The following is an 18729-nucleotide window of genomic DNA, read 5'->3' on the forward strand; positions in this document are numbered from 1 at the left end:
CCTCTTAATAAAGGTTACGGCCAGTCTTTGCCTAAATCACAGCTTCTGCTGCCCGCGAACAGCTTGGTGAATTGAGGGCCGCTCATCTCGACCAACTCTTCGTGGTCACCGGCCTCAAAGTAAATGGTTTCACAGTGTCCAAGACTGGTGTCTAGCAGGGTGGTAATGCCGTAAGCCTGGCCGAGGGCGGGCAGGGCGCCCAGTTCACAGTCTGGGAATATGGCGCCGAGTTCGGTTTCCGAGACCATTTGCAGTGAGTTTCGCCCGGTCTCATTGTGAAGCGAGCGCATATCGAGGCTGCTGCTGGCTGGGATCACAGCCATTACGTAACCCTCTATATCCTGAAGCAAAATCGCTTTTGCCACCTGATCCTCACGCACATGGGCGGCGCGGGCGCTTTCCCGGCTGGTGCGGGTGTGTGGATGCTGAATCAGATGGTAATCGACCGATTGGTCATTTAAATATTGACTCAGTGTTGCGGCGATAGTCATTGTGGATACCTCGTTCCGCTTGGGGTACTCAATTGTAGTTTCAGCAGATTGAAATTTGATCAGCCTGTACAGTTGACAGCCTGCTGCGCTCCCCGTAGAATTCGCGCTCCTTTTCGCCCGCCCTCGGGGCTGCGTAAGAGGACGTTCTTTAGTTAATAATTGGAGTTTGATTCCATGCAGGGTCAACGTATCCGTATTCGCCTGAAGGCCTTCGATCACAAGCTGATCGACGCGTCCACTCAGGAGATCGTAGAGACGGCTAAGCGCACTGGCGCACAAGTTCGCGGTCCTATCCCGCTGCCGACTCGCAAAGAGAAGTACACCGTACTGATTTCCCCGCACGTTAATAAAGACGCTCGCGATCAGTATGAGATCCGTACTCACAAGCGTTTGCTGGACATCGTTGAGCCTACCGAGAAAACCGTCGACGCGCTGATGAAGCTCGATCTGGCGGCCGGTGTTGAGGTCCAAATTAGTCTCGGCTAACACTTTTACTAACTACCGAATCCCGGGCGAAAACGGTCCGGGTAGTGTAACGCTCTGAAATTGGGCGGCCGCAGTGGGTTAAAGCCCCGTGCACTGAGAGGTTAAAAAAGATGACTATAGGTATTGTCGGCCGCAAGAGCGGCATGACTCGCATCTTCACTGAAGATGGCGTATCCATTCCGGTAACCGTTGTTGAGGTTGCTCCGAATCGCGTCACCCAAGTGAAAACTCAGGAAACTGACGGCTACAGCGCTGTTCAAGTAGCAGTAGGCAGCCGCAAAGCTTCCCGTGTCTCCAAGCCCGCAGCGGGCCACTTCGCCAAAGCCAATGTAGAGGCTGGCACAAATCTTTTCGAACTGCGCACTGACGGTTCCGAAGAGACTTTCGAAATCGGTTCTGAAATTACTGTTTCTAGCTTCGAAGCTGGCCAGATGATCGACGTAACCGGCACTTCCAAAGGTAAAGGCTTCCAGGGCGGCGTTAAGCGTTGGAATTTCCGCACCCAGGACGCAACCCACGGTAACTCCCTGTCTCACCGCGCACCCGGTTCTATCGGTCAATGTCAGACTCCTGGCCGCGTATGGAAAGGCAAGAAGATGGCCGGACATATGGGTGCTGAGCGCGTAACCGTGCAAAACCTGGAAGTGGTTCGTGTCGATGCCGAACGCAACCTGCTGTTGGTTAAAGGCGCCGTACCCGGTGCACCCGGTGGCAACGTTATCGTTCGTCCGGCAGTTAAAGCCTAAGTCTGAGGGGAAATAGATATGGAACTGAATATCGCTACTCCCGAAGGCGCTAAAGGCACAGTAGCTGTCTCTGAAGTGACTTTCGGACGTGAGTTCAACCAAGATCTGGTACACCAGGCAGTTGTGGCCTACATGGCCGGCGCTCGCCAGGGTACCAAGGCGCAGAAAAATCGTTCCGATGTTTCTGGTGGTGGTAAGAAGCCATGGCGCCAAAAAGGTACTGGCCGCGCACGTGCCGGTACTATCCGCAGCCCGCTGTGGCGTTCCGGTGGCGTAACTTTCGCCGCTGATCCACGCGATCATAGCGTTAAGCTGAACAAAAAAATGTACCGCGCTGCACTGCGTTGCATTCTGTCTGAGCTGGCTCGTCAGGAGCGCCTGGTAGTGGTTGAGTCCTTTGATGTGGATGCACCCAAGACCAAGCAGCTGGTAAGCAAACTGGCTCAGTTTGACCTGTCCGATGCGCTGATCGTGACTGAAGAGGTTAGCGAAAACCTCTACCTGGCCGCACGCAACTTGCACAAGATCGACGTCCGCGATGTACAGGCGATCGATCCAGTAAGCCTGATTCGCTTTGATAAGGTCGTGGTTACCGTTTCTGCGCTCAAGAAAATTGAAGAGGTGCTGGGATGAACCAAGAGCGACTCTACAAAGTACTGCTGGGCCCGGTAATTTCCGAAAAAGCTGCAGGACTGGCCGATAGCGCCAACCAGGTAGTTTTCAAGGTTACCACCGACGCCGAAAAAGCTGAGATCAAGGCTGCGGTTGAGAAGCTGTTTAACGTTTCCGTTGAGCAGGTTCGCACCGTGAACGTAAAGGGTAAAACCAAGCGCACTCGCAATGGCATGGGCCAGCGCAGCGATTGGAAAAAAGCCTACGTTCGCCTGGCTGAGGGCAGCGACATCAATTTTGAAGCTGCTGAGTAAAGGGGACCGTTACAATGGCAATTGTAAAAACAAAACCGACCTCCGCCGGCCGTCGTCACCTGGTTAAGGTTGTTAACACCGACCTGCACAAGGGTGCTCCTTACGCTCCTCTGTTGGAGAGCAAGAGCAAAAGTGGTGGCCGTAACAACAATGGTCGTATCACTACCCGTCACATCGGTGGTGGCCACAAGCAGCACTACCGTGTAATCGACTTCAAGCGCAACAAAGACGGTATTCCGGCTAAAGTTGAGCGTCTGGAGTACGATCCCAACCGCAGCGCACACATCGCTCTGGTGTGTTACGCCGACGGTGAGCGTCGTTACATTATCGCACCGAAAGGCCTGAAAGCAGGTGCCACCATTCAGTCCGGCGATGCCGCACCGATTGTTGTGGGTAACACTCTGCCTCTGCGCAACGTTCCGGTAGGTTCTGTAATCCACGCGATCGAGCTGAAGCCAGGCAAAGGCGCTCAGCTGGCCCGTTCTGCTGGTGCCTCTGTGCAGCTGGTAGCTCGTGAAGGTCAGTATGCGACCATTCGTCTGCGTTCCGGCGAAATGCGCAAGGTTCTCGCTGAGTGCCGCGCAACCCTGGGTGAAGTGAGCAACTCCGAGCACAGCCTGCGCAAGCTGGGTAAAGCTGGTGCTGCACGCTGGCGTGGTGTTCGTCCTACCGTTCGCGGTGTGGCGATGAACCCGGTAGATCACCCGCACGGTGGTGGTGAAGGCCGTACCTCTGGTGGTCGTCATCCGGTTACTCCGTGGGGCGTTCCGACCAAGGGTAAGAAAACGCGCAAGAACAAGCGCACCGATAAGATGATAGTACGTCGTCGCGGCAAGTAAGCCGCGCGATGTCTGAGCAGCTAGAGAGGAATCGACAGTGCCACGCTCATTAAAGAAAGGTCCCTTTATTGATCTGCATTTGATCAAGAAGGTGGAGGCAGCGATTGCAGCAAACGATCGTCGGCCGATTAAAACCTGGTCCCGCCGTTCCATGATTATGCCGGAAATGGTTGGACTGACGATTGCCGTGCACAACGGTCGTCAACACGTGCCCGTTTTGGTTAACGAAGAAATGGTTGGCCATAAACTGGGCGAGTTCGCTGCTACCCGCACTTACCGCGGTCATGCTGCGGACAAGAAAGCGAAGAAGCGCTAAGCCGAGGTTATAAAGATGGAAGTAGCAGCAAAATTACGCGGCGCACGTCTATCGGCGCAAAAGGCGCGACTGGTAGCTGATCAGGTTCGCGGCAAAGGCGTTGAAGAGGCCCTGGATATACTGGCTTTCAGTACTAAAAAGGGTGCGGCGATCATTAAGAAAGTACTGGAGTCGGCCATTGCCAACGCTGAGCACAACGAAGGTGCTGACGTTGACGAGCTGAAGGTTTCCACAATTTTTGTGGACGAAGGTATGACCATGAAGCGCATTAAGCCGCGTGCCAAAGGTCGTGCTGATCGCATTCTTAAGCGTACTTGTCACATCACTGTGAAAGTGGCCGAGAAATAAGAGAGCAGGCGAGAAAACCATGGGACAAAAAGTACATCCTACCGGCATTCGTCTGGGTATCGTTAAAAAGCATACCTCTGTTTGGTATGCCGGCAGCGACGAGTACGCAGACAAGCTGTACACGGATCTGAAAGTTCGCGAATACATTCGCAAAAAACTGGCCCACGCTTCTGTGAGCCGTATCGAGATCGAACGTCCGGCAAACACTGCACGTGTGAAGATTCACACTGCACGTCCGGGCATCGTGATCGGTAAAAAAGGTGAAGACGTAGAACGTCTGCGCAAAGAAGTAAGCGCGCAGATGGGCGTACCTGTGCACATCGACATCGAAGAAGTGCGCAAGCCTGATATGGACGCGGCTCTGGTTGGCCAGAACGTTGCCCAGCAGCTGGAACGCCGTGTTATGTTCCGTCGCGCTATGAAGCGTGCCGTACAGAACGCTATGCGTCAGGGTGCCGAAGGTATCAAGATTCAAGTAAGTGGCCGTCTTGGCGGTGCAGAAATCGCGCGTACCGAATGGTATCGCGAAGGCCGTGTGCCCCTGCACACCCTGCGCGCCAACATCGACTACGCCAATGTTGAAGCGAAGACTACTTACGGCATCATCGGTATCAAGGTGTGGATCTTTAAAGGCGAGGTAATCGGTGACGAAGTGCCCGATGAGAAGCCGGTAAAGAGCCGCAAAAAAGCTGCTAAATAAGGGGTACGCAAATGCTGCAACCAAAGCGTACAAAATTCCGCAAGGTACAGAAGGGTCGCAACCGCGGTCTTGCTCAGCGCGGCTCTAAAGTGAGCTTTGGCGAGTTTGGCCTTAAGGCTACCGGTCGTGGTCGCATTACTGCGCGCCAGATCGAAGCGGCTCGTCGCGCAATGACTCGTCACATTAAACGTGGCGGTAAAATCTGGATTCGTGTGTTTCCAGACAAGCCCATTACCAATAAGCCCCTCGAAGTTCGAATGGGTAAAGGTAAAGGTGGCGTTGAATACTGGGTAGCTCAGATCCAGCCGGGCAAGGTCCTCTATGAGATGGAGGGTGTGTCCGAGGAGCTGGCTCGTGAGGCTTTCGCACTAGCTGCGGCCAAGCTGCCTGTAAAAACAACTTTCGTTAAGCGTTCGGTGATGTAATGAAGACTGCAGATCTACGCGAAAAGTCAGTTGAAGAGCTGAACCAGGAACTGCTGAACCAGCTCGAAGCTCAATTTAAGCTTCGTATGCAAAAATCCACCGGTCAACTGGCTCAGACTCATCTGCTGAAGCAGACTCGTCGCGACATTGCTCGCATAAAGACTGTGTTGACCGAGAAGGCAGGTAATTAATCATGGCTGAAGCAAAACTGAAGCGTACTCTGACCGGCAAGGTTGTGAGTGACAAGATGGATAAAACCATCACCGTTTTGATCGAGCGCCGTGTTAAGCACCCGATCTACGGCAAAATTGTAAACAAGTCCACAAAGCTCAAGGCACATGATGAGAACAATGATTGCAGCATCGGTGATGTTGTAACCATCGAGGAATCTCGTCCTCTGTCCAAGAGCAAATCTTGGGCTTTACAGAAAATTGTAGAGCGTGCGGCGAAGGTATAACCCCTAGCGCATTGACTGCCGAATTGAAAGGTTTCGGAGAGAGACAATGATTCAAGCGGAATCCTACTTAGAAGTAGCTGACAACAGTGGGGCTCGCCGCGTCATGTGCATCAAGGTGCTGGGCGGCTCCCATCGTCGTTATGCCGGCGTGGGCGACATTATCAAGGTAACCGTTAAGGAAGCCATCCCCCGCGGTAAAGTGAAGAAAGGTCAGGTAATGAACGCCGTTGTGGTTCGCACCAAAAAAGGTGTGCGTCGCGCGGACGGTTCCCTGATTAAATTTGACGATAACGCAGCGGTGCTGCTGAACCAGCAACTGGCGCCGGTTGGCACCCGTATTTTTGGTCCGGTAACTCGCGAATTGCGCGGTGAGAAGTTCATGAAGATCATCTCCCTCGCTCCCGAAGTTATCTAGGCCTCGAGCGGAGAAGAGTTATGCGCAAGATCAAGCGTGACGACGAAGTGATCGTTATCGCCGGTCGTGACAAGGGCAAACGTGGTTCAGTACGTAAAGTACTGAACGACGGTCGTCTGATTGTCTCCGGCATACAGATGATCAAAAAGCACCAAAAGCCAAACCCACAGATGGGTATTGCAGGTGGCATCGTTGAGAAAGAAGCTGCTATCCAAGCTTCCAACGTAGCCATCTTCAACCCTAACACCCAGAAGGCTGACCGGGTGGGCTTTAAAGTACTGGAAGACGGCACTAAGATTCGCGTCTTCAAATCCAGCGGCGAAGCCATCTAAGGCTCTTGACGCAAAAGCAGGTTGGTAGATCATGGCAAAGCTTAAAGAGCTCTACACTAAGGACCTCGTGGCCAAGCTAAAAGAAGAGCTTGGTCTCGAGAATGTGATGGCAGTGCCGCGCATCACCAAGATCACCATCAACATGGGTGTTGGTGAAGCGATTGGTGATAAGAAGGTGCTGGAGCACGCTGTCAACGATATGACAGCAATTACTGGTCAAAAGCCCATCGTTACTAAAGCGCGCAAGTCTATTGCGGGCTTTAAGATTCGTGACGGTTGGCCGATCGGCTGCAAGGTAACTCTGCGCGGTGAGCGCATGTATGAGTTCCTGGAGCGTTTGGTTGACATCGCGATTCCGCGTATCCGCGACTTCCGTGGCATTAGCCCGAAGCAGTTCGACGGCCGCGGTAACTTCTCTATGGGCGTGACTGAGCAAATCATCTTCCCGGAAATTGACTACGACAAAGTAGACAAGCTCCGCGGTCTGGATATTTGTATTACCACTACAGCTGCAAACGACGATCAAGGTCGTGCGCTGCTGAAAGCGTTCAACTTCCCTTTCAAGGGTTAAGAGGATTCCATGGCGAAGAAATCCATGATTGCGCGCGAAAACAAGCGCGCTCGAACCGCAGCTAAGTACGCCGAGAAGCGTCAAGAGCTGAAGGCGATCATCGCCAGTTCCACTGCTTCCGAAGAGGAGCAGTGGGAGGCTCAACTCAAGCTGCAGAAAATGCCGCGCGATGCAAGCCCGGTACGTCAGCAACGCCGCTGTCGTATTACTGGTCGCCCCCACGCTGTATACCGCAAGTTCGGCCTGTGCCGTAACAAGCTTCGTGAAGCTGCGATGCGTGGTGATGTTCCTGGCCTCGTGAAGTCCAGCTGGTAATTACCAGCTGGTTTAAGGCAGATTTGAGGAGTCTCATAAGATGAGTATGCAAGATCCGTTGGCAGATATGCTGACTCGCATCCGCAACGCCCTGGCGCGCGGAAAGGCGGAAGTCACCCTGCCATCATCCAAACTGAAAGTAGCAGTGGCCAAAGTCCTGAAAGACGAAGGTTACGTTACTGATTTAAACGTAAGCGAAGGCGCTAAGCCGGAACTGACCATTGCTCTGAAATACTTCCAGGGCAAGCCGGTTATTGCCGAGCTCAATCGCGTTTCCCGTCCGGGCCTGCGCGCTTACACTGGTAAAAAAGCTCTGCCTACCGTACGTGGTGGCCTGGGTGTCGCGATCGTTTCCACCTCTAATGGTGTGATGACTGACCGCGCTGCACGTCAGGCTGGTATCGGTGGCGAAGTGCTTTGCACCGTATTCTAAGCGGGGGTTGCAATGTCTCGAGTAGCAAATAGTCCGGTAGTTATCCCCGCAGGTGTAACCGTAGACCTGAAAGGTCAAAATATCGCTGTTAAAGGCGGTAGCGGTAACCTGGATATGGTTATTCACGGTGATGTAGAAGTGAGCGAGGCTGAAAGCCAGCTGACTTTTGCCGCGCGCAATAACTCCAAGCAGGCCAGAGCCTTGGCGGGTACCACCCGTGCTTTGGTCAATAACATGGTGATAGGCGTAAGCAAGGGCTTCGAGAAGAAGCTGCAGTTGCTGGGTGTTGGTTATCGTGCGAAAGCAGCCGGTAAAGCGGTTAACCTGACCCTGGGCTTCTCCCATCCGATCGATTATCAGTTGCCGGAAGGTGTGACTGCGGAAACTCCATCCCAGACTGAAATCGTACTGAAGAGCAGCAATAAACAGCTGCTGGGCCAAGTGGCCGCTGAGATCCGCTCGTTCCGTCCGCCGGAGCCCTACAAAGGTAAGGGTGTCCGTTATGCCGACGAGCGCGTGTATCGCAAAGAGGCCAAGAAGAAGTAAGTAGGGCATAGATATGAACGTTAAGAAAGCATCTCGCTTGCGTCGTGCACGTCGTGCCCGCGCCAAGATCCGTGAGCTGGGCGCCGTTCGCCTCACCGTGAACCGCACCCCGCGCCACATTTACGCACAGATCCTGTCTGCCGAAGGCAGCGCGGTATTGGCTTCCGCCTCTACCCTGGACAAGGACCTGCGCTCTGGTAAAACTGGCAACGCTGACGCTGCTGCCGCAGTTGGCAAACTGATCGCTGAGCGCGCGAAAGCCGCTGGCGTTGAACAAGTTGCCTTCGATCGTAGCGGCTTCAGATACCATGGCCGTGTTAAGGCTCTGGCTGACGCTGCCCGCGAAGCCGGTCTGAAATTCTAAGGGTTGAGTTATGGCTAGAGAGAAAGACAAAAGCAACGACGAAGGCCTGCAGGAGAAGCTGGTCCAGGTCAACCGCGTTGCCAAGACTGTTAAAGGTGGTCGTATCTTCGCCTTTACCGCACTGACCGTAGTTGGTGATGGCAATGGCCGTGTTGGCTTTGGTCGTGGCAAGGCACGTGAAGTGCCTGTAGCGATTCAAAAGGCGATGGAATCTGCACGCCGCAACATGATCCAGGTAGACCTGAATGGTGACACCATCCAGTACGCTACCAATGGTCGCCACGGCGGTTCCAAGATTTACATGCAGCCCGCTTCCCAGGGTACCGGTGTAATTGCCGGCGGTGCTATGCGCTCCGTTCTGGAAATGGCTGGTGTACACAACGTATTGGCTAAGTGTTACGGCTCCACCAACCCGGTGAACGTAGTACGTGCAACTTTCAAAGCTCTGGAGCAAATGCAGAGCCCGGAAGATGTAGCTGCCAAGCGCGGTAAATCTGTCGAAGAGATTCTGGGCTAATTACAGCTCGGATTTAAGGTTATTGGTGGGTTAAGACCATGGCTAAGAAGACCATAAAAGTGACCCAGACCAAAAGCATCAACGGACGCCTGAAAAGTCATCAGGCGTGCGTTGCGGGTCTGGGCCTGCGCCGCATCGGCCACACAGTGGAAGTGGAGGATACTCCCTCCGTGCGCGGTATGATCAACAAAGTAAACTACCTGGTTAAGGTTGAGGGGGAATAACATGCGTTTGAACGACTTGTCTCCAGCACCAGGCCACAAGCACAGCGCCAAGCGCGTTGGTCGCGGTATTGGTAGCGGAATTGGTAAGACCGGTGGCCGCGGCCACAAAGGTCAGAAAGCGCGTTCCGGCGGCAGTGTTCGTCCGGGCTTCGAAGGCGGTCAGATGCCTTTGCAGAAGCGTCTTCCTAAGTACGGTTTCACCGCTCGTGTTTCTCGCTTTACCGCAGAAGTACGTCTGGCTGAGCTGGCGAAGGTAGAAAATGACGTAATCGATTTGGCAGCGCTTAAGAATGCCGATATTATCGGCAGCCATATTAAACGCGCCAAAGTGTTCCTCTCAGGTGAGCTGACCAAAGCTGTTACCGTTAAGGGTCTGGGAGTTACCAAAGGTGCAAAGGCAGCGATTGAAGCTGCTGGCGGTAAAATAGAAGACTAATCGAGGCGCCAATGGCACGACCAGGATCCGGTGGAAATCCCCTGGGCAACAGCAAGGGATTGGGCGAGCTTTGGGCTCGCCTTCGTTTTCTGTTTCTAGCGATTCTTGTTTATCGACTGGGGACACATATTCCGGTGCCCGGCATTGATCCGGAAAAGCTGTCAAACCTGTTTAACCAGAACCAGGGAACCATCCTTGGCCTGTTTAACATGTTTTCAGGCGGCGCCCTGGAAAGGATGAGTATTCTGGCGCTGGGCATCATGCCCTACATCTCCGCGTCCATCATCATGCAGTTGATGAGCGCGGTGACTCCCTCTCTGGAAGCGTTGAAGAAGGAAGGGGAGGCCGGAAGACGTAAGATCAACCAGTACACCCGCTATCTGACGGTAATACTGGCCCTGATTCAGGGGGTCGGTATGACTTTCGGCCTGGCAGGGCAGAACCTGGCTTACTCATCTGAGCCCGCGTTTGGTTTTTACTTTGTGGCGGTAACGTCACTGGTGACTGGTGCTGTATTTATGATGTGGCTCGGTGAGCAGATCACTGAGCGCGGTGTTGGCAACGGCATTTCCATGCTGATTTTTGCCGGTATCGTCGCCGGTTTACCCGGTGCCATCGGCCAGGCATTTGAACAGGCGAGACAGGGTGAGCTGCACATACTCATGCTGTTGATGATTGGCGTCATCGCTCTTGCTGTAGTGTTCTTTGTGGTTGTTATGGAACGCGGCCAGCGCCGCATTACGATCAACCACGCCAGGCGCCAAGCGGGACGTTACTCTGCAGCTCCAGCTGCACAGGCGAGCCACTTGCCGCTGAAGGTAAACATGGCCGGTGTAATTCCGGTAATCTTTGCCAGCAGTATCCTGTTGTTCCCGGCCACACTGGCACAGTGGTTTGGTCAGGGCGGGGAAGGTCTCGGTGCAGAGATCCTGCAGTGGATGGCGTTGCAGCTTGGACCAGGGCAACCGCTGAACATTATTCTGTTCGCACTGTTGATTGGTTTCTTCTGTTTCTTCTACACGGCGTTGATGTTCAACCCGAATGAAGTTGCGGATAACCTGAAAAAGTCCGGTGCTTATGTGCCAGGTATTCGCCCTGGAGAGCAGACGGCCCGCTATATCGATAGCGTGCTGACTCGCCTCACTCTGGTGGGTGCTGTATACATCGCACTGGTATCCCTGCTGCCGCAGTTCCTGGTGGTTGGGTTTAACGTTCCCTTCTATCTGGGGGGTACCTCACTGCTGATCGTTGTAGTCGTAGTGATGGACTTTATGGCACAGGTACAATCGCATCTGCTGTCGCACCAGTACGAGGGTTTGATGAAAAAATCTAACCTGCAAAGCTACGGTCGTCGCTAGGGCGTCGCCTGCTCGCAGTTTGATTGAATTGAGGTAAGGTCATGAAAGTACGCGCTTCTGTAAAAAAGATCTGCCGTAACTGCAAAATCGTGCGTCGCAAGGGTGTTCTGCGGGTAATCTGCAGCGCTGAGCCACGTCACAAGCAGCGTCAAGGCTAAGAAGGGGCCAGCCCCTTGCGGAGAGCGCCCTCAGGGCGCCTCTGTAAAAGCTGGAAAAATTCGCTACTCGATACAGCCCCGTATCGAATGGCAACACCCCGGGAAGTTTTTTGGGGTGGGAAGTTAGCAACAGCAAACTTCCAACTGGGGGCGTTGACTGTCGTCTTCATCCGCTTCGGGGGACCGATGCGGACGTTGGCTATTGCAAATTAGTGTCTGAAAAGCTATTCTTGCGCGCCTTTTTGGTGGCGCCGCCGGTTTTTTAGTCGCTGTCAGCGCCGAAATCAAAGTAGAGTCACATACTTAATATAAAGCAGTGACTCCAATACGTGGAGTACGCCTCTATGGCACGTATTGCTGGTGTCAATGTACCAGACCACAAGCACGCCGTAATCTCCCTGACCCACATTTATGGGGTTGGTCGCACTACGGCTAAGTCTATTTTGGCAGCGGTTGGTATCGCTGAATCCACCAAAATCCGCGAACTGTCTGAAGAGCAGATCGAAACCATCCGTGGTGAAGTTGCAAAACTGACCGTGGAAGGCGACCTGCGCCGTGAAATATCCATGAACATCAAGCGTTTGATGGACCTGGGTTGTTATCGCGGTCTGCGTCACCGTCGCAGCTTGCCGCTGCGTGGTCAGCGCACCAAGACCAATGCTCGCACCCGTAAGGGTCCGCGCAAGCCGATTCGCAAGTAAGCCTTAACTAAGGCGCGAAATCGCGGTTCAAGATGCCCCGTCCGGCTAATCGCCGAGGGGATTTGATACAGGATTTAGGATACTGGTATGGCTAAGCCAAAAACTACTGTTCGCAAAAAGGTCAAAAAGACCGTTGTCGACGGTATTGCCCACATCCACGCATCGTTCAACAACACGATCGTGACGATCACTGATCGCCAGGGTAATACCCTCAGCTGGGCCACCGCAGGTGGATCTGGCTTCCGTGGCTCGCGTAAGAGCACCCCGTTTGCAGCCCAGGTTGCCGCTGAGCGCGCAGGTACTGCAGCTCAGGAATACGGCCTGAAAAACCTCGACGTAGAAGTTAAGGGCCCTGGCCCCGGTCGCGAATCTGCCGTTCGTGCACTGAACAACTGCGGCTACAAGATCACCAACATCACCGACGTGACGCCTATCCCGCATAACGGATGTCGTCCACCTAAAAAGCGTCGCGTGTAAGAGGGGGCTGACAAAATGGCACGTTATATTGGACCAAAATGTAAACTGTCCCGTCGTGAAGGGACTGACCTGCAGCTGAAGAGTGGTGTTCGTCCGCACGACTCCAAGTGTCGCGCAGAATCCAAACCCGGTCAGCACGGCGCTGGTCGTGGTCGTCTGTCCGACTACGGTATTCAGCTGCGTGAAAAGCAAAAAGTTCGTCGTATCTACGGCGTACTGGAAAAGCAGTTCCGTAACTACTATAAGGAAGCAGCACGTCTGAAGGGCGCTACAGGTGAAAACCTGCTGCAACTTCTCGAGCAGCGTCTGGACAACGTGGTTTACCGCATGGGCTTCGGCTCAACTCGCTCTGAAGCGCGTCAGCTGGTTTCCCACAAAGCGATTCTTGTAAACGGCACTACCGTTAACATCCCTTCTTTCCAGGTTAAAGAAGGCGACGTTATCGCTGTACGTGAGAAAGCCAAGAAGCAGCTGCGTATCCAGAATTCCGTTTCCCTCGCTGCCCAGCGTGGCGATGTCGAGTGGGTAGACGTAAACGCGAGCAAACTGGAAGGCACTTTCAAGCGCACTCCAGATCGTGTCGATCTGCCGGCAGAGATCAACGAAAACCTTATCGTGGAACTGTACTCCAAGTAACAATAAGTCCACTTTAAGGAATGCAACTGTAAACAGGTATGGCTATGCAGACTGCTGTCAACGAGTTTTTGACACCGCGTCGTATTGACGTCACCGAGTACAATCCGAATCACGCCAAAGTGATTTTGGAGCCCCTGGAGCGTGGCTTTGGCCACACTCTTGGCAATGCGCTGCGTCGCATCCTGCTGTCCTCCATGCCGGGCTGCGCCGTCACCGAGGTGGAAATCGAAGGTGTCGAGCACGAGTACAGCGCGATCGAAGGTGTGCAGGAAGATGTAATTGAAATCCTGCTCAACCTGAAAGAAATCGCCGTTGTTATGCACGGTAAGGATCAGGCGGTATTGAGCCTGAGCAAAAAGGGCCCAGGTGCGGTGACTGCTGGAGATATCCAGGTAGATCACGACATCGAGATCGTTAATCCTGAGCACGTGATCGCCAATATTACTGGTGATGTCGAGCTCAACCTGCGTCTCACTGTAGCGCGCGGCCGTGGCTACCAGCCCGCCGATGCTCGTCGTGGCGAAGAAGAGGAAAGCCGTGCAATTGGCCGTCTGCAGCTGGATGCTTCATACAGCCCAGTGCGTCGTGTTTCCTACAGCGTGGAAAGCGCGCGTGTAGAGCAGCGCACTGACCTGGATAAGCTGGTTCTGGATCTGGAGACCAACGGTACCCTGGACCCGGAAGAGGCTATTCGTCGCGCCGCCACTATTCTGCAGCAACAGCTCGCAGTATTTGTGGACCTGGAAGGCGAGAAGGATGCACAGCCGAAGGCTGAAGAGCCTGAAGTTGATCCGGTACTACTGCGCCCGGTAGACGACCTGGAGTTGACTGTACGTTCGGCGAACTGTCTGAAGGCAGAGAACATTTACTACATCGGTGATCTGATTCAGCGCACTGAAGTAGAACTGCTGAAGACGCCGAATCTTGGTAAGAAGTCTCTGACTGAAATCAAGGACGTACTGGCTTCCCGTGGTTTGTCCCTGGGTATGCGCCTGGAAAACTGGCCGCCGGCCAGCCTGAAAGGCGACAGCAAGTTAAGCCCCCTGTAAGCATTTGGTAGTCGCGACGGTGTCGTGATTAGTAGAAAGAACCCGAGCGGTGCTACAGCTTAGCGCGACACCGCTCCAGAACGACCTGCTGTGACAGCAACTTAGGTCGTAAGGAATTGAGTCATGCGTCATCGCTATAGTGGCCGTAAATTCAGCCGCACGAGCGCTCACCGCAAGGCCATGTTCAAGAACATGAGCGCCTCTCTGGTGGAGCACGAACTGATCAAAACCACACTGGCCAAAGCCAAAGAACTGCGCCGCGTTGCCGAGCCGCTGATCACTCTGGCTAAGAAAGACAGTGTTGCTAACCGCCGTCTGGCTTTCGCTCGTATCCGTGATAAGGATGCTGTGCGTAAGCTGTTCGACGAGCTGGGTCCTCGTTACGAAGCCCGTCCTGGTGGTTACATCCGTATCATGAAGTGTGGTTTCCGCGCTGGTGATAAGGCGCCGATGGCATACGTTGAGCTGGTAGACCGTCCTCAAGTAGAAGACGAAGCTGCTGAAGCTTAAGCGTTATTAGCCATAGCGCTACGGAAGGCCGGTCTTTGACCGGCCTTTTTTTTGCCATAAGGAGATTTTTGTATGTCTTTTGAGCAACTGTTAAAGAGTTTGAATCCCGAGATTGTGGGCAGCTTAAAGCGGGCCATTGAACTTGGAAAATGGCCTAATGGTGTTGCGCTATCCCCTGAGCAACGCAGCCTCTGCGCAGAAGCGGTTTCCAATTGGGAGTCCGCAAACCTTCCGCGGGAGCAACAGGTAGGCTATGTGGCGCCGAAGACCAAGGATGAGCCCTGTGTAGGAAAAAAAGACGATGAGCAAGCTGTTAACTGGGTTGGCTAGCTAATCAGTCTGTAAGATATTGGCACTTTATTCATTGGTGAGGGCGTTATTTTCTTTCATGCTCTCCCAATTCTCTGCTTAGATAGTTACCGACAGACAAATACATAATTTCTAATTTGCTCGGTAACTAATTATGAAAAAGCTGATTTTGCTTGCCGGAGCAGTAACGCTCGCCGTTGTAGGGGTTGATCACTACGATATTGATGTGCGCTCAAGTGTGGCCAAGGTGCGCCAGATGATAGAGCCGCTAAAAGATGATAGTGAATTAGTAAAGAATATTTCTGACAGCATACCCTGGTCCCAGCTGGAACATGCGGAGGTCGAAGAGTTATTAAATCATCCTCGGGTTCAGGCTTATCTGGACCGTGAGAATGTTAAGCAGGCGCTCAAGGACTACTTTGCAGACCTGGGCAATCTCTCTGGTGAAGAGGCCTGGGATGCAATTGAAAAAATAGAGCGGGAATCGCGTATTACAGGCTATGAAGCGCTTTCAATGAAGTTGGCCTGGCTGGAAAAAAATAGCCTTAACCAGGCAGAGTTCACCCAAAGAGCTGAAGAGCTATTTAATATTTATCGGGATAAAGCGCAAACGGTGATCAGGGATTACGACCCTCATGTCGAGGTTCCGGGCTTTTCCACCTATAAGGATCTTGAGCGCTCGATCGTTGAGGAAGTTCAGCAGATGAGGTCCTTTCCCGATGGTATGAGTAGACATGAATACTTACGTAAACGCCTTCAGGACGCCCGTGAGGCGGTATATGGCAGTTAGGCTTTCTATCATTCAGCGCTGCCAGCTAGTTACCGGCAGCGCTGGGGGCATTTTAATTACATAAACAAGCCGATCAGATCATAAAACCAGTTACTATTGTCCTCATAATCTGAAACCTCATCGGTTTCGTATGCCCGAATCATTCCTCCACCGTTATGATTGACGATGTTGTCGAGGAAATCTTTTAATTCAAGCCCGTGCTCGGCAATCTCACCATAGTTTAAATCGATAATGGTTGTGCAGTGGCTCTCGTTCAAGTTGCGGAACATCGGGAAGTAATAGCCCCAGTTACTTGTTTGATCCAGCAGTGGAATCAAATTTTCATGGGTATCTTTCTGCCAGCGCTGTCGCAATTTATTTAAACGGGAGTCTGCATCGGGATCATTATAAATATCCTCATAAAATCTCTCGTAGGAGTACGATGAAAAATTCCCGTCAGCAAGAAAGTGCGTAATACCCAGTCGATCTGAGGGGAATTTATTGGAAAGCGCAGCATAAAGTGAGGCTAGCTGATTGGCTTCGAATCCCGGTGTTATGGCTTTTAACATAGTGATGGGATTTTCCGAGCTTTCATCGCTATCGGCGGTATAGGTAGTCCAAGAACGCAGCACTTCTTTATGTAGCGGTAAAGAGGGATATTGGGTGCTGTCACTCCCGTCTAAAGGTGCCTGATAGAGAGGGCCTGAATCATCGAGGAGATAGCCATAGTCGACATTCATATCCTCGCGCAACTTCGAATAATTAAACAGAGCACCAATACTGCCTGCACTACAACCCGCAGCGAGCATCTGCTTCGGTTTTTGCAAATTATTTTTCACCCAGGAAGTAACTGCCTGAACGTTGCGTAATCCATTGTGGTGCCAGATAAGGTCGGGGTTCTCGCCAGTAGTGTCCTCGTATATTTCAGTTTTATCGCCTACGTAGATATCCCCAGTGCAATACGGCACGTAAACCATATTCCACTCGCCAGTTTTATACTGGTCGTAGGGATGATGTGTATAAATCAAAGGGGATACGCCAGCGGTAGTAAGATTCTCGAAATTTGTAAAATCTAACAAGTGCACATTGCTTAGGTAATCATCGGGAATGCCATTGGGGTTGCGAGCCCCGCGAATACCAGCTTGTCCTGAGCAGCTTTCATAGTCCCAGCATGCCCCACCACCCTCGAAATAGAAAATGGTGTTACTGGTATCTGGAACACGGTGAACAAAGAACTTATAGGGTGATCCATTCCCACACATGGCACCTGTACTGGTAGGTACATCAATTTTTTGCCAGGTGTTGTAGTCGCCAGGATCAAAATCATCATTAAAACTGGGATCATCCATAGTTAGTGGATACATCCCTTCAGCTTGCTGTGAGGTGACTGGCGCATCGGCATTGGGTGGATCAAACAAATGCTTTAGGGTAGTCCAGAAGTTGTAATCACCCGGTTCTGCATTTGCATGCGCTGTGATAAGTAGAGAACTCGCTAAGAGTATTGAAATAAAACCACGGAGAATTTTTATCATTATTAATCCCCTTAAGGTATTGTGTGTTTTCTCTTTGGAATGTGCTTTGTTGATCCTGCAATAATTGTTTGGAGATTTATTTGCTCCCTATAGATAATCAACTTGCACGCTAGTCCAAATCGCTGTTTGGGTAAAACCCAATGAGGTTAGTTAATAATGATGTTTTGGTCTAGAAAGATATGAGGGGAAACTTGCCGGTCACAGAATTTCTGTAATATTTTTTCTTTTTTGTCCAAAAATATTCCATTTAAATTTTTAATAAAATTATTTTGTCTATTTTGGCGTAATTTTTATTCTCTACTTTATGCTGTTATTTTTGAGCATTAAATAGTTCTGTATCTGATAATGTTTATGCTTGTATTAAAGGGATAGTGCCTCCCTGTGATTAAGATTTAGGCTCTGTTGGAGTTTTTTAATTAGGTCTTGTTTCTTTTTGAAAATTTCACGCGATTCTTCAATGCTTATTTCTTGAAATGTGATTTTGTTTTTTGGGGCTAGCTGACCCAGGCGATGAAGTTCCGATTTTATAATATGGCCTATTCGGGGGTACCCGCCAATAGTCTGTCCCTCAATAAAGGAAATAATAGGATTGGCATCGGGTGGTACTTGAATGCTGCCGGGATAGAGTCCTGCTGATGATAGTTGTGGCTTTCCGTTTGTAATTTTATGAATTGTAGAATTGTTTTTAGTGGATAGACGAATGCCCATACGATTGCTTTGGGTAGAAACCAGATAGGTTGAGCCGTAAAAGTGTTCAATAAATTTCTTGGAAAATAAATTGCTCTCTGGTCCAGCCACTAGTCGTAGCTTTGAATTATGTGAGTAGTGAAGGTGAAACCTTTTATTTAGTACAGATTCTTTTGCGGTATGGACTTCTTTAAAGTGGATGACTTCGTTAGATGTGATCGGTTTGCCACTATTTGCGCCAAATTTACTTATAACGTGAGTTGCAGAGCTACCTAAGATATTGGGTGCGTCTATCTTGGCAGAAATCGCAAGGTAGGTTCTTGCACCGGAAATAGCTTGAGCTATATCCAAAATATCACCAGGCTTAACCCTATAGGTTCGGAAATTATCAATTGACTCGTTATTTAAGGAGCCTCTGAATTGGCCTCCGGCTATAGCGATAGTGAGATTGCAGAGGAATTCGATTCTAGGACCGAGCAGGGTGATCTCAAAGGTTGGGTGCCCTAACGGGTTTCCTAATAACAGGTTGGCTATTTTCATCGATAGTGGGTCGGCAGCACCTCCCCATGGAATTCCACAGTGCATCATGCCTGGACGACCCAGGTCCTGAATACTTGTCTGTAGCCCTGCTCGAAGAAAGTGAATACCCATAGACC

General features: G+C 51.7%; 33 protein-coding genes. 30 read left to right on the plus strand and 3 right to left on the minus strand.

Features of this window, described 5'->3' with window-relative positions:
- Window positions 1-14: 14 nt before the first annotated feature.
- Window positions 15-491 carry an aminoacyl-tRNA deacylase gene (locus ACJJIQ_RS22945; protein ID WP_445363124.1) on the minus strand — a complete coding sequence of 159 codons (477 nt, stop codon included), beginning with the start codon at window positions 489-491 and terminating at the stop codon, window positions 15-17.
- Between the two features lie 174 nt (window positions 492-665).
- On the opposite strand from ACJJIQ_RS22945, the gene rpsJ reads away from it, so the two are divergent.
- The 30 genes from rpsJ to ACJJIQ_RS23095 all read left to right on the plus strand — a co-directional run bounded on the left by rpsJ (window position 666) and on the right by ACJJIQ_RS23095 (window position 15875).
- Window positions 666-977 carry a 30S ribosomal protein S10 gene (gene rpsJ, locus ACJJIQ_RS22950; protein ID WP_010133849.1) on the plus strand — a complete coding sequence of 104 codons (312 nt, stop codon included), beginning with the start codon at window positions 666-668 and terminating at the stop codon, window positions 975-977.
- Between the two features lie 110 nt (window positions 978-1087).
- Window positions 1088-1723: a 50S ribosomal protein L3 gene (gene rplC, locus ACJJIQ_RS22955; RefSeq protein WP_108731654.1), complete on the plus strand. Its 636-nt coding sequence runs from the start codon at window positions 1088-1090 to the stop codon at window positions 1721-1723.
- An 18-nt stretch (window positions 1724-1741) separates the two neighbouring features.
- A complete protein-coding gene (rplD, locus tag ACJJIQ_RS22960; RefSeq protein WP_020411385.1) occupies window positions 1742-2356 on the plus strand; it encodes a 50S ribosomal protein L4 in 615 nt (204 codons plus the stop codon).
- Window positions 2353-2649: a 50S ribosomal protein L23 gene (gene rplW, locus ACJJIQ_RS22965; RefSeq protein WP_282934398.1), complete on the plus strand. Its 297-nt coding sequence runs from the start codon at window positions 2353-2355 to the stop codon at window positions 2647-2649. The genes rplD and rplW overlap by 4 nt, the downstream gene beginning before the upstream one ends.
- Before the next feature lie 14 nt (window positions 2650-2663).
- Window positions 2664-3488, plus strand: coding sequence for a 50S ribosomal protein L2 (gene rplB / locus ACJJIQ_RS22970; RefSeq protein WP_108731657.1), 825 nt, complete (start codon window positions 2664-2666; stop codon window positions 3486-3488).
- A 37-nt stretch (window positions 3489-3525) separates the two neighbouring features.
- On the plus strand, window positions 3526-3804 hold the full coding sequence (rpsS, locus tag ACJJIQ_RS22975) for a 30S ribosomal protein S19 (protein ID WP_069946924.1): 279 nt from the start codon (window positions 3526-3528) through the stop codon (window positions 3802-3804).
- Between the two features lie 15 nt (window positions 3805-3819).
- Window positions 3820-4152 carry a 50S ribosomal protein L22 gene (rplV, locus tag ACJJIQ_RS22980; RefSeq protein WP_282934397.1) on the plus strand — a complete coding sequence of 111 codons (333 nt, stop codon included), beginning with the start codon at window positions 3820-3822 and terminating at the stop codon, window positions 4150-4152.
- Window positions 4153-4171: 19 nt separating this feature from the next.
- A complete protein-coding gene (gene rpsC, locus ACJJIQ_RS22985) occupies window positions 4172-4852 on the plus strand; it encodes a 30S ribosomal protein S3 (RefSeq protein ID WP_282934396.1) in 681 nt (226 codons plus the stop codon).
- Window positions 4853-4863: 11 nt separating this feature from the next.
- Window positions 4864-5277 (plus strand): 50S ribosomal protein L16, encoded by a 414-nt coding sequence (rplP, locus tag ACJJIQ_RS22990; protein ID WP_282934395.1) that lies wholly within the window; start codon window positions 4864-4866, stop codon window positions 5275-5277.
- On the plus strand, window positions 5277-5468 hold the full coding sequence (rpmC, locus tag ACJJIQ_RS22995; protein ID WP_020411392.1) for a 50S ribosomal protein L29: 192 nt from the start codon (window positions 5277-5279) through the stop codon (window positions 5466-5468). Before rplP ends, rpmC begins: the two co-directional genes overlap by 1 nt.
- A 2-nt stretch (window positions 5469-5470) precedes the next feature.
- The gene (rpsQ, locus tag ACJJIQ_RS23000; protein ID WP_108731660.1) at window positions 5471-5734 is read left to right on the plus strand and encodes a 30S ribosomal protein S17; all 264 of its coding nucleotides are present in this window, start codon (window positions 5471-5473) and stop codon (window positions 5732-5734) included.
- A 46-nt stretch (window positions 5735-5780) separates the two neighbouring features.
- Window positions 5781-6149: a 50S ribosomal protein L14 gene (gene rplN / locus ACJJIQ_RS23005; RefSeq protein WP_067151032.1), complete on the plus strand. Its 369-nt coding sequence runs from the start codon at window positions 5781-5783 to the stop codon at window positions 6147-6149.
- Window positions 6150-6169: 20 nt separating this feature from the next.
- Window positions 6170-6481 (plus strand): 50S ribosomal protein L24, encoded by a 312-nt coding sequence (gene rplX, locus ACJJIQ_RS23010; RefSeq protein WP_108731661.1) that lies wholly within the window; start codon window positions 6170-6172, stop codon window positions 6479-6481.
- A 31-nt stretch (window positions 6482-6512) separates the two neighbouring features.
- Window positions 6513-7052, plus strand: a complete 540-nt coding sequence (gene rplE / locus ACJJIQ_RS23015) for a 50S ribosomal protein L5 (protein WP_020411396.1) — start codon at window positions 6513-6515, stop codon at window positions 7050-7052.
- A gap of 9 nt (window positions 7053-7061) precedes the next feature.
- On the plus strand, window positions 7062-7367 hold the full coding sequence (rpsN, locus tag ACJJIQ_RS23020; RefSeq protein WP_020411397.1) for a 30S ribosomal protein S14: 306 nt from the start codon (window positions 7062-7064) through the stop codon (window positions 7365-7367).
- A 40-nt stretch (window positions 7368-7407) separates the two neighbouring features.
- Window positions 7408-7800, plus strand: a complete 393-nt coding sequence (gene rpsH, locus ACJJIQ_RS23025) for a 30S ribosomal protein S8 (protein WP_282934394.1) — start codon at window positions 7408-7410, stop codon at window positions 7798-7800.
- 12 nt (window positions 7801-7812) lie between these two features.
- Complete coding sequence (gene rplF, locus ACJJIQ_RS23030; RefSeq protein WP_282934393.1) at window positions 7813-8346, plus strand: 50S ribosomal protein L6; 534 nt, start codon at window positions 7813-7815, stop codon at window positions 8344-8346.
- A gap of 13 nt (window positions 8347-8359) precedes the next feature.
- On the plus strand, window positions 8360-8710 hold the full coding sequence (gene rplR, locus ACJJIQ_RS23035) for a 50S ribosomal protein L18 (protein ID WP_282934392.1): 351 nt from the start codon (window positions 8360-8362) through the stop codon (window positions 8708-8710).
- 10 nt (window positions 8711-8720) lie between these two features.
- Entirely contained in the window at window positions 8721-9227 is a 507-nt protein-coding gene (gene rpsE / locus ACJJIQ_RS23040; protein ID WP_282934391.1) for a 30S ribosomal protein S5, read from the plus strand.
- A 38-nt stretch (window positions 9228-9265) separates the two neighbouring features.
- Window positions 9266-9451, plus strand: coding sequence for a 50S ribosomal protein L30 (gene rpmD / locus ACJJIQ_RS23045; RefSeq protein WP_020411402.1), 186 nt, complete (start codon window positions 9266-9268; stop codon window positions 9449-9451).
- A 1-nt stretch (window position 9452) separates the two neighbouring features.
- A complete protein-coding gene (gene rplO, locus ACJJIQ_RS23050; protein ID WP_282934390.1) occupies window positions 9453-9887 on the plus strand; it encodes a 50S ribosomal protein L15 in 435 nt (144 codons plus the stop codon).
- A gap of 11 nt (window positions 9888-9898) precedes the next feature.
- Entirely contained in the window at window positions 9899-11245 is a 1347-nt protein-coding gene (secY, locus tag ACJJIQ_RS23055) for a preprotein translocase subunit SecY (RefSeq protein WP_444918919.1), read from the plus strand.
- A gap of 41 nt (window positions 11246-11286) precedes the next feature.
- Window positions 11287-11403, plus strand: a complete 117-nt coding sequence (gene rpmJ, locus ACJJIQ_RS23060) for a 50S ribosomal protein L36 (protein ID WP_010133825.1) — start codon at window positions 11287-11289, stop codon at window positions 11401-11403.
- Window positions 11404-11747: 344 nt separating this feature from the next.
- A complete protein-coding gene (rpsM, locus tag ACJJIQ_RS23065) occupies window positions 11748-12104 on the plus strand; it encodes a 30S ribosomal protein S13 (protein ID WP_282934388.1) in 357 nt (118 codons plus the stop codon).
- An 87-nt stretch (window positions 12105-12191) separates the two neighbouring features.
- Window positions 12192-12581: a 30S ribosomal protein S11 gene (gene rpsK, locus ACJJIQ_RS23070; RefSeq protein WP_020411406.1), complete on the plus strand. Its 390-nt coding sequence runs from the start codon at window positions 12192-12194 to the stop codon at window positions 12579-12581.
- A gap of 15 nt (window positions 12582-12596) precedes the next feature.
- Complete coding sequence (rpsD, locus tag ACJJIQ_RS23075) at window positions 12597-13217, plus strand: 30S ribosomal protein S4 (protein ID WP_108731669.1); 621 nt, start codon at window positions 12597-12599, stop codon at window positions 13215-13217.
- 44 nt (window positions 13218-13261) lie between these two features.
- Entirely contained in the window at window positions 13262-14266 is a 1005-nt protein-coding gene (locus ACJJIQ_RS23080) for a DNA-directed RNA polymerase subunit alpha (protein ID WP_282934387.1), read from the plus strand.
- A gap of 123 nt (window positions 14267-14389) precedes the next feature.
- A complete protein-coding gene (rplQ, locus tag ACJJIQ_RS23085) occupies window positions 14390-14776 on the plus strand; it encodes a 50S ribosomal protein L17 (protein WP_108731671.1) in 387 nt (128 codons plus the stop codon).
- A 72-nt stretch (window positions 14777-14848) separates the two neighbouring features.
- Entirely contained in the window at window positions 14849-15106 is a 258-nt protein-coding gene (locus ACJJIQ_RS23090) for a YeaC family protein (RefSeq protein ID WP_413664284.1), read from the plus strand.
- A 133-nt stretch (window positions 15107-15239) separates the two neighbouring features.
- Window positions 15240-15875: a hypothetical protein gene (locus tag ACJJIQ_RS23095; protein ID WP_444940090.1), complete on the plus strand. Its 636-nt coding sequence runs from the start codon at window positions 15240-15242 to the stop codon at window positions 15873-15875.
- Between the two features lie 56 nt (window positions 15876-15931).
- Here ACJJIQ_RS23095 and ACJJIQ_RS23100 read toward each other — a convergent pair whose 3' ends face one another.
- The gene (locus ACJJIQ_RS23100; protein ID WP_413664286.1) at window positions 15932-17386 is read right to left on the minus strand and encodes a pectin acetylesterase-family hydrolase; all 1455 of its coding nucleotides are present in this window, start codon (window positions 17384-17386) and stop codon (window positions 15932-15934) included.
- A gap of 360 nt (window positions 17387-17746) precedes the next feature.
- Window positions 17747-18724 (minus strand): 5-oxoprolinase subunit C family protein, encoded by a 978-nt coding sequence (locus tag ACJJIQ_RS23105; protein ID WP_444918921.1) that lies wholly within the window; start codon window positions 18722-18724, stop codon window positions 17747-17749.
- Between the last annotated feature and the right edge of the window lie 5 nt (window positions 18725-18729).

It is taken from the genome of Microbulbifer maximicatervae (SeqCode), assembly GCF_052468295.1.